General features: G+C 43.3%; 6 protein-coding genes and 1 riboswitch. Of the genes, 3 read left to right on the top strand and 3 right to left on the bottom strand.

Annotated features, from left to right (window positions below; genetic code table 11):
- The 3 genes from QZZ43_RS02820 to QZZ43_RS02830 all read right to left on the bottom strand — a co-directional run.
- Positions 1-1627, bottom strand: a 1627-nt coding sequence (locus QZZ43_RS02820) for a flavodoxin domain-containing protein (RefSeq protein ID WP_291856045.1), incomplete at its 3' end; no start/stop codon positions are given.
- A gap of 197 nt (positions 1628-1824) precedes the next feature.
- Positions 1825-2973, bottom strand: a complete 1149-nt coding sequence (locus QZZ43_RS02825; protein WP_291856048.1) for a PepSY domain-containing protein — start codon at positions 2971-2973, stop codon at positions 1825-1827.
- 105 nt (positions 2974-3078) lie between these two features.
- The gene (locus tag QZZ43_RS02830; protein WP_291856050.1) at positions 3079-5433 is read right to left on the bottom strand and encodes a TonB-dependent receptor; all 2355 of its coding nucleotides are present in this window, start codon (positions 5431-5433) and stop codon (positions 3079-3081) included.
- A 491-nt stretch (positions 5434-5924) separates the two neighbouring features.
- Here QZZ43_RS02830 and QZZ43_RS02835 point away from each other — a divergent pair, with 491 nt between their 5' ends.
- The 3 genes from QZZ43_RS02835 to QZZ43_RS02845 form a co-directional block, all read left to right on the top strand.
- Complete coding sequence (locus QZZ43_RS02835; RefSeq protein WP_291856052.1) at positions 5925-6416, top strand: carbon starvation CstA family protein; 492 nt, start codon at positions 5925-5927, stop codon at positions 6414-6416.
- Positions 6395-7363, top strand: coding sequence for a carbon starvation CstA 5TM domain-containing protein (locus QZZ43_RS02840; protein ID WP_367221192.1), 969 nt, complete (start codon positions 6395-6397; stop codon positions 7361-7363). Before QZZ43_RS02835 ends, QZZ43_RS02840 begins: the two co-directional genes overlap by 22 nt.
- A gap of 617 nt (positions 7364-7980) precedes the next feature.
- Positions 7981-8250: riboswitch (cobalamin riboswitch) on the top strand.
- 102 nt (positions 8251-8352) lie between these two features.
- On the top strand, positions 8353-9419 hold a 1067-nt coding region (locus tag QZZ43_RS02845), incomplete at its 3' end, for a TonB-dependent receptor (RefSeq protein WP_291856056.1).

Raw genomic sequence — 9419 nt, forward strand, 5'->3', positions numbered from 1 at the left:
ACAAATCCTCAAAATACTGCCCTCGCTCTACCAGGCTATTGGTGAATGAGGAACCTACATTGTTCTCAGCCAACTGATCTAATGCTGTTCTTACACCTTTTCCCATTTTTACCGATCCGCAAGCATAAATTACAGCTCCCTGATTTAGCCAGGATCTGATATCTGAAGCTTTTTCTTTGATTTTATACTGAACATAAACTTTCTGATTTTGGTCTCTGGAGAAAGCAAGATCCAGGTGAGTAAGTATTCCTGTGTTTTTCAGTTTTGTGAGGTATTCTTTGTAGAGAAAATCGGATTGTTGGTTTTTCTCCCCAAAAATGAGCCAGTTTTGAGAAGCTGATTTAAGGTTTCGTTGTTGCAAAAAGCCTATGAAAGGGGCAATTCCGGTTCCTGAAGAAATCATGATGATGGGTCGCCCCGGATCTTTGGGGAGTCTGAAATTTTCATTGGGGATTACTCTGAACTGAATCTCCGACCTGGTTTTTAGAAATTGACTCAGGTGAGATGAACAGGCTCCGTAATAGATTTTGTTTTGCGTTTGATAACTGATTTGCTTTACTGTAAGATGGATTTGTTCAGGAGTAACCAGCTGACTTGAGGCGATGGAATAATAGCGTGGTTTTATCTTTCCGGCAACAGCAACCAATTCATCAGGACATAACTTTCCCGGAAAATCAATTATCAGATTAAGCAGGTTGTTGTTTTGAATATAATCCTTCAGCCTCTCTTCTTTTTTTAGAATCGATGCAAGATCCTGGTTGCGTGTAACCTCGTAATATTTGGTGATTGTCCTACCTGATAAAGAGGTGATTTCCAGCCTTGATAGCAGCAAATCGTCCAGTCTCTCATTGTTTCCTTGGTAATTTATTGTTTGATTCCTTTGACAGTGAGAAAGATGCAGTAATTCATCCACCATTATTCCGGGATTCATTGGAACCATTGAAATACAGTCGCCCGGATAGTACGTTACGTGTTCGGGAGAGGTAGTCAACACAATGTGGAAAATCTTATCCTTTGAATGCGGGTTCAGTCGGTGTCTGCTTTCGATGATTCCCGTATGCAAACCACGGCTCTTCCTGGCTGGAAGGGCGGTTGACTGTTGAGTGGGCTTATTTGGTCTCTTAGAGGGTTTACTTTTCTTAAGGAAATGGTTATAGCTTGTTTGAATCCAGTTGAGGGCGGTATCTCTGAAATCGGTATCACAGTCAGCTCTTTCAATGAGTGGTTGTGCACCCAGAGCATTCAGTTTTTGCTCGATGTTCTTGCCGGCCTGGCAGAAAAACTCGTAGTCGGAATCGCCCAGGGCACATATCGAATAGGAAAGATGCTGGAGGGAGATATCAGAAGTGAATAGTTGCTCGTAGAAAGGTACAGCTGACGGAGGTGGCTCGCCTTCCCCATGGGTGCTGACTACAATGAAAAGGTTGCTGATTGTGGCCAGCTTCCCGGGGGAGAACCCTTTCATGTTTTGCAGGTCAATTGTTGTGTCCTGGCTTTTCAGGTATCGTGCCGTTTCTTCGGCAATAAACCTGGCATTGCCAGACTTACTGCCATAGAGAATGGTTACATCAGCCGGAGTGATTTTTCGCCCCATTTTGAATATACTCGATATATTGGTCTTGATCATCGTATAAGGTTTTATATTGTCTTTGCAAGAAAATCCCAACGACTACGTTATTCTCGTTTTGGAATCAGTCATTTACAAAAAGTAAATTCCTTGGATTCAAAAACTTCGAAAGCCTTGTATTTGGCGCTTTCTTATCAAAGATTAAAAAACTTTAGTTTTTTTGCTGGTACTATATAATTTCAGGTGACAACAGAATCTCAGAACAAGGATTTTTGGCGCTTTCTTGTCCTTTTATACCACATCATAAATCCGGTTACCGGTAAAGAGGCTGCGATCAGACTCAGAATAAATGCCAGTATCTTACCGGGTATTCCTAAGATGGCTCCGGTATGAATGTCGTAATTGGCAGCAATCAGTTTTTCTCCGGTATTTTTATCTTCATGACCTCTTTTGGCGAGGAGTTCTCCGGAAAAACGGTCAAACTGCAGTTGATGAGATTGAAAATACAATCCTTCTTTTTGTTGCACAAAAACATTGATTATTCCTGCACTGTCTCGGGGAAGCGTAAACCTGAATGCTGCGGCATCTCCATGAAGATTGAGCGATTCGTGAAAGGCTTTGGTGAGGGGTTGCTCAATTTGCCGGGCGTGGAGACCGGATTCAGCACTAAGCCGTTCGGGTGGTTTAGTTGTACCGGATGCTGCCACATATACAAGGCCCTGAAACCAGCCAAATGCCCAGATCATCCCTGTAAGGGAGATAATCAGTAATCCTGCAAGTCCCCAAAAACCCAAAACATTGTGCAGGTCATAGAATTTTTTGTAAATCCCAGTGGACTTTTTCCACTTGATTCGAAACAGGTTTCGGACACTTTTGAAGCTTTTGGGCCACCACAAAACCAGACCAGTGATTAGAAGCACCACAAAAATGAGGGTAGCCCATCCCACAATTGGTTGCCCGATAGATGTTTTAAACAACAGGCTCCAGTGGAGAAATTTGACCACATTGAAGAAATCGTTTTTTTCGTTGTAAACCCCTTCTACCTGTCCGGAATATGGATTAACGAAAACAGTATTGTAGAATTCGATATTGGTGAAATAGGTGATTCCTTCGGGGTTGTTTTTGTAACTGAAGAACACCTGGTTTTTGTCCGGATTGTTGTAAACGTTAAACCAGCTGGTAGTTTCACCTGTTGGGAAAGCTTCCTGGGCTGCCTCCAGTAGTTTCTCCTGCGGGAGGCGTTCGATGCCGGTATTTTTATCGGCATAGATGGCATCTTCTCTGAGCCAGGTGGTGATTTCTTCATGAAAAACATACAGGCAGCCGGTAATCGAAACAATAAAAACGATAATTCCGGACAGAAGCCCCAGCCATAGATGTAGCTGAAAAATTATTTTTTTTACCATGATAAGGATCTTTGATGATGTCAGGTTTTAAAACCGGGAAATCCATCCCTCCATGTGAACGGAAAGATGGATATATCCTGAGCTTTTGTGTTTTGTTGTACTGAATCAAAATCTGTAACTCACGCCCAGACGGTAGTTGATGCCTGGTTCGGTTTGCCAGTAGTAGAAGCTTTGGTATCCGCTTCCGGAATAGAGGTACTCATCCAGCAGGTTGTTGATATTCAGTCTGACAGAAAAACCATTCGATTGCCATGACAGTGCCCCGTCTAGTCGTAAATAATCGGGAAGAACGGCCTGATTGTCGGCGCCCCAGTTCCAGGAAGAGCGATCAGCCTGGTATTGATAACCAAGTGCCACTCCTAATCCATTTAGCGTAGAGTTTCTGAAAGTGTATTTTAGCCAGCCGTTACTGATGTGTTTTGCATGTCCGGCCAAGCGATTACCCACATTTTCGGGATTGGTGTCTTCTGTAATTTTCACCTCAGTATTGGCATAGTTGAGAATCAGATTTAAGCCTCTGAAGATTTGTCCCTGAATATCAAACTCAAAGCCTTTGGATTGTGCTTCTCCCAATTGAATCTGATAATTCACATCTTCCGGATCGGTGGTCAGCACGTTTTTTTTGGTGATCTGATAGATGGTGATGGAGGAGTTCCATTTTCCATTGGCCCATTTGCGCTTGATTCCTGCTTCCAGGTCTTTGGCTTCTACGGGGTTAAATGCATTACCTTCCTTGTCCGTTCCCGATTCGGGCAGGAAAGACTGGTCGAAAAGCCCATAGATGGAGGTATTGTCATCAATAGAAAAGCTGATTCCTGTCCGGGGGGTGAAAACATCATCGTCGGTGTCGGCACCATAGATGGAAGAAATAAAATGCGTGTAGCGCCCAGCCAGTGTCAGTCTCAGCCGATCCTCAAAGAAACCCAGTTCATCCTGAAAATAGAATGCTGATGAACCTGCTATTTGAGCGGCCGGATAGGTGCCATTGTAGGCTCTCTGGCGAATGCTCAGAGAGCGGTCAAATTCCGGAAACTGGGAAGTGTGGACATAGTGCACCGGGTTGTTGCTGTCCAGCGGGTTGTTTGCCCCGGCCAGGGGGCCACTCTGAAACCAATCTGCATAATAAGTCTTGTCGCTCATGTCGATCCCTGTCAGTATACGGTGTTTAACAGGCCCGGTTTGTTCTTCTCCACTGACGTATATCTGTCCCGATTTCGCTGTGCTTATGGCATCCCAGATGGAAAGAGAGCGGTAAATCAGCCCGTCATTGGAAACCGAATCGGCCCACAAAGAACTTCCTTTTAATTTATAGTCTAAGTACCCCAGTTGGGCGGTCAGTTTCCAGCGATTGTTGAATTGATGATTCAGCGTAACAAAAGCATTGTGTTCCTGCATTTTTGTGGGGTCGATGTTGGGCTCTGCCAAAGTGAAATTTCGTGGTAAGATTCCCATGTCATCGGCCGCAAATACATAAGCTGCGCCCACCACCGAAAGCGTAGAGTGTTGGTAGATGTACCGGGCCGTAAGGCTGGTCTTTTCACTGATGTCATATTTGATGGATGGATTGATGGTGTAACGGTTATTGTATTCAAAATTGCGGTGCGAATTCTGAACCGAGCCCATAAGATTGAGTCGGTAACTCAATTGCTGATTTTCATCAATGGGACCTCCAAGGTCCACGGTGGCCCGCTTGGTGTTGAATGAACCGGCCATTATGGATACTTCCCTGTCTGCATCCTTGTCAGGCGTTTTTGTTACCACATTGTAAAATCCTCCGGGCTCGCCCGATGACAACATAAAACCTGCCGGCCCTTTTACGAATTCTATTCTGTCAACAATGGACATATCTTCCGTGAGTGGCCCCCAGGGTAAATCAACGTTCATCCCGTTTCGAAAGGCAGGTAGCTTAAATCCACGCATGTTTATTCTGGCAAATGTTCCCCAGTGTTCAATCATCTGCGCCCCGCTGGTGTTTCGGGTTACGTTTTCAAGCATATTGGTGAGCTGCTGGTCGGCCAAAACTTCCTTATTGATGATCTGCACATTTTGACTCATTTTCAACAACGGGGTTTGATAGCGGAGAGACGAAGAGGTGTTTTCCGCGGTATAATTTGTTTGACGTTCACCCACAACCCGGACTTCGGCAATTTCCCTGTCGGCTTTATGCATGTGAATGGGGGGTACCTGCGTTACCTGTCCGGTTTTTACCGATATTTTTATAATTTGTGATTCAAATCCAACATAAGATGCCTTTAACGTGTAATTTCCTGGCTGGATGCTTGTTATGTTATATTCTCCTTGCGAGTTGGTGATCGTTCCTTTGTCCGTCCCTACGATTCCAATGCTAACCGGGGCATGCTCATCTTGGGGCATTAGTACATTCCCGGTGATGGAACCGTGCTGGGCGTAGATGGATCCAAAACAAAGTAATAAAACTGATAGGATAAATAGTTTTCTCATGCGTAGTAAGGTTTATGTTTTGTAACGAAAAAATATTGAATTGATAAATCCCTGGTGATTAATAGGCAGGTTTTCTACAATCCGTGAACAGGAATTGACGTTACAAAACTATCGGATCCATAAATGGCCGGCAATCCCAACAAATTGCCATTTATTGATATACGGGATCCTAAAGCCGGAATCCCGGAAAAGGAAAGTTTTTCTTTCTGTAATTTGGCTATTGAGTGTTGGCAAATAAGTGTTTGCGGAGGGTAAGCAATGTTTTGGGTAAAAGGGCGGATTTGGTATGGTATGTAAAGTTTCCTCCCCATTTTTAGTGAGTTCTACGTGGGATTAAGAGAGATGTATTTTATTAATTTCACAGGTCTGCACCTCTTTGCGGTCAGTCCTGAAATGTTATTTCCGCCTTCCCGGAAGATCAATTTCATTATTTTTCTCGGTCAACAGCGAAAGAATTTGTTTCTTTGAGGTGGCAAAATCCTGATTGAACAATGATTACTTTTATCTCTTCTATCGCAGCCCTTATCTTGGGTTTTTTTTTCTACGGAAAGTTTGTTGAACGTTTTTTCGGAGCCTCGGATGATCGACCTACACCTGCAATTCAGGAAAATAATGGGGTGGATTATGTTCCTATGCCTACCTGGAAGGTTTTTACCATTGAGTTTTTGAATATAGCAGGTTTGGGACCCATCTTTGGAGCTATTTTGGGAGCTATGTATGGCCCCATGGCATATTTGTGGATAGTGCTGGGATGCATTTTTATGGGTGCGGTACACGATTATTTCTCGGGTATGCTTTCCGTCAGGAGCAACGGTGCCAGCATTCCTGAAATTGTTGGAAAATATCTTGGACCCGGATTTCAGAACTTTATGCGTGTTTTTTCATTGCTGTTGTTGATTTTTGTGGGAGTGCATTTGTTTCGGGGCCTGCAGGGTTGTTGGCCACGCTCACTGATGGCGGATTGCAAATATGGCTTTATGTAATTTTTGCTTACTATATGATTGCCACACTTCTGCCGGTTAATAAAATTATAGGTCGCATTTATCCTGTGTTTGGAGCTGCTTTGCTGATTATGGCTGTTGCAATCGCGGGGGCGATGATTTATTACGGAAGTACAGGTGAACTGATTATTCAGGAGCTGCAATTTGGCAGTTTTCGTAACTGGCACCACAACCCGACTGAAAATTTACTCTTCCCCATGATGTTTATTGTCATTTCATGTGGTGCTTTAAGCGGATTTCACTCCACGCAGGCACCGATGATGGCCCGCTGCATTAAAAAAGAAAGCAAGGGACGATTTGTTTTTTATGGAGCTATGATTGCCGAGGGAATTGTGGCGATTATTTGGGCCACCGCTGCTATGAATTTCTTCGGTACCGCTGACGACCTGAACAAAACCATATTGACAGATGGATACAATCCGGCCTGGGTAGTGAATGAAATCAGCCGTTCATGGCTGGGTGCCGTTGGTGCTGTTTTTGCCATAGTGGGAGTAATTGCTTGCCCCATAACCACCGGAGATACTGCGTTTCGTAGCGCCCGGCTCACCATTGCGGATGTTTTTCAACTGGATCAGTCTTCTATCTACAAACGGCTGGCAGTTAGCTTGCCACTGTTTGCAGTTGGATTTGTCTTGTCCCAACTGGAGTTTGCAACTATTTGGAAGTATCTGGGATTGTCAAATCAGGTGCTTGCCGTCGTGGTTTTGTGGGCAGGAGCCATGTATTTGGTTAAAGAACAAAAAAAGCACTGGATGCTCTCTCTTCCGGCTGCCTTTATGACAGCGGTTTGTGTTTCTTACCTGTTGGTGGCCCCCGTAAAAACCGGTGGCTTCTCTCTAGACCCATCATGGGGAACATTGGGGGGAGTTGTCTTTGGGCTGGCTTCTTTGGGGGTTTTTCTTTATCGTGCCCATCAACAGAAAAAATAATTGCATAGCGTCGAAACTCTTTCAGAAAAAATCTTTTCGCATACAATGGTGATTTAAAATAATGGTTCTGATTACGGATTTTATCACCATCGTCACTCTTTATTTTTTTCATGGGGGCTGAAAGCCCAACTTAACTCAATATTTTTATTCAATTAACTGCCCTTACAGGGCGACAATTCTAATGTCCTTAATTTCCCAACGTGATACGTTGGGCTGAATTAAGTCGGACTTACAGCCCGAAAGAAATCACCATAAACAATTCAGACATTTACCATTAAGGGGTTGAAAACAAAATATGATTGCAAATAAACCCTTTTAGAATGCCGAAATTATTGATATTGAAACATGTTTTGTATTTTTAGAAAAGTAGAATTAATTGTTTTTTTTGCCGATAAGGTCATAGATATTTAACTGATACATTTTGCAGTTCCGCAGATGTTGGTTATTGAATTGAATGGTTTTTTGCTACCGTTTTGTCATCGCTCCGTGGTTGCGCATAATTTTCTGGATGCCAACCACATTGCAGAAATCTGCCAATACAACTCCTTTGTTTTCTTCATGGCTTGGTCCTGGCAAAATGAAGAATGAAATTTTGTTTTTGATATTTTTCCTTTAAATTTGCCGACAACAACACTGGTTCGTTTTTCCTGTTTCAGGAGAACGATTAATAGGGAATCCGGTTAAAATCCGGAGCTGTCCCCGCAGCTGTAAGCTCTTTGTATGGTTTGAATAACACTTTTGCCACTGGAAATTTTACAATGACCAATTATCAATGGCCAATAATCAATGTTTAATTGATTATTGATAACTGATAATTGATGCCGATTCCGGGAAGGCGATTCAAACCAGAGCAAGCCAGAAGACCTGCCAGATAATTTAATTCGTAGCTTTCGGGTGGAAAAGCGAAGATATGAACGATTTTTCTTGTTCTATTTTCACTAATACCGGATGTTCCGAATGATTAAAAATTTATTTAATCATTTGTAACTATGTCTCTTAGGTTTTTTATTTTTTGTGCGTTGCTGGCTTCGGCAACCAATGTTTTGGCGCAGGATTTTTTCCAGGAAGATCCGGTAAAGCTGAAAGAAGTTCGGGTAACTTCCCAGCGATTGCACGACTATGCGGTGGGAGCTACAGTGTCAGGTCCCGATTCCGGTTTGGTAAAATTGCATCGGAATGAATCCCTCTCTTCTTTACTTGCCAATACATCCGGCATATCTCTGAAAACCTACGGTCCGGGAGGACTCGCTTCTGTCAGCATCAGAGGTGGAGGTTCGTCTCAGACAGCGGTTTTGTGGAATGGGCTCAATATCCAAAGTCCAATGAGCGGAGGAGTAAATCTTTCCGTTATGCCTGTTCGTTTTTTTAATAATGTTGAGGTTCAGCATGGAGGCTCAGGCACTTTGTTTGGTAGTGGTGCAATAAGTGGAGTAATACATTTATCGGGCGATGATCTGATGCAAAAAGAAAATTCGGTAGGCGCATCGGTTGCCACGGGTAGTTTCGGTTTTGGCTCGGTAAGTGCAGACCTGAAAACCGGAACCTCCGGTTTTGCTTCAAAACTTTCGGTATTTGGACAAAAAGCTGATAATGATTTTACTTTTACCAATACCTCCCGGATGGGCCATCCAGAGGAGACGCAAACCAATGCCGGTATGGCACAATATGGCATTCTTCAGGAAAATCAGTGGCGCATCTCCGAAAAATCATTTCTTACAACAGGATTCTGGTATCAGGATTACGACAAAGACCTTCAGACACTTATGAGTAGCCGTCGTCCGAATGTAACCAACCAAAAAGATATCAACATTCTGGCTTCGGTCAATTTTAAACAGTACACTCAGAGCGGAATGCTAAATGTAAAGCAGGGTCTCATCAGAAATAAAGTGCTTTACAGCGACCCTGACCTTGTAAATCCTCAGGCTGATAACAATTCTTTTTCCTGGATCAATGAGGCAGAATATAAATATCGGTTCGGGAAATACCATTCTGTCAATGCGGGATTAAACTACACCTATGAACTTGCCCGTTCGGACGGGTACATGGGTATGTTGTC

The sequence above is a fragment of the Marinilabilia sp. genome (assembly GCF_016278715.1).
Classification (GTDB): domain Bacteria; phylum Bacteroidota; class Bacteroidia; order Bacteroidales; family Marinilabiliaceae; genus Marinilabilia.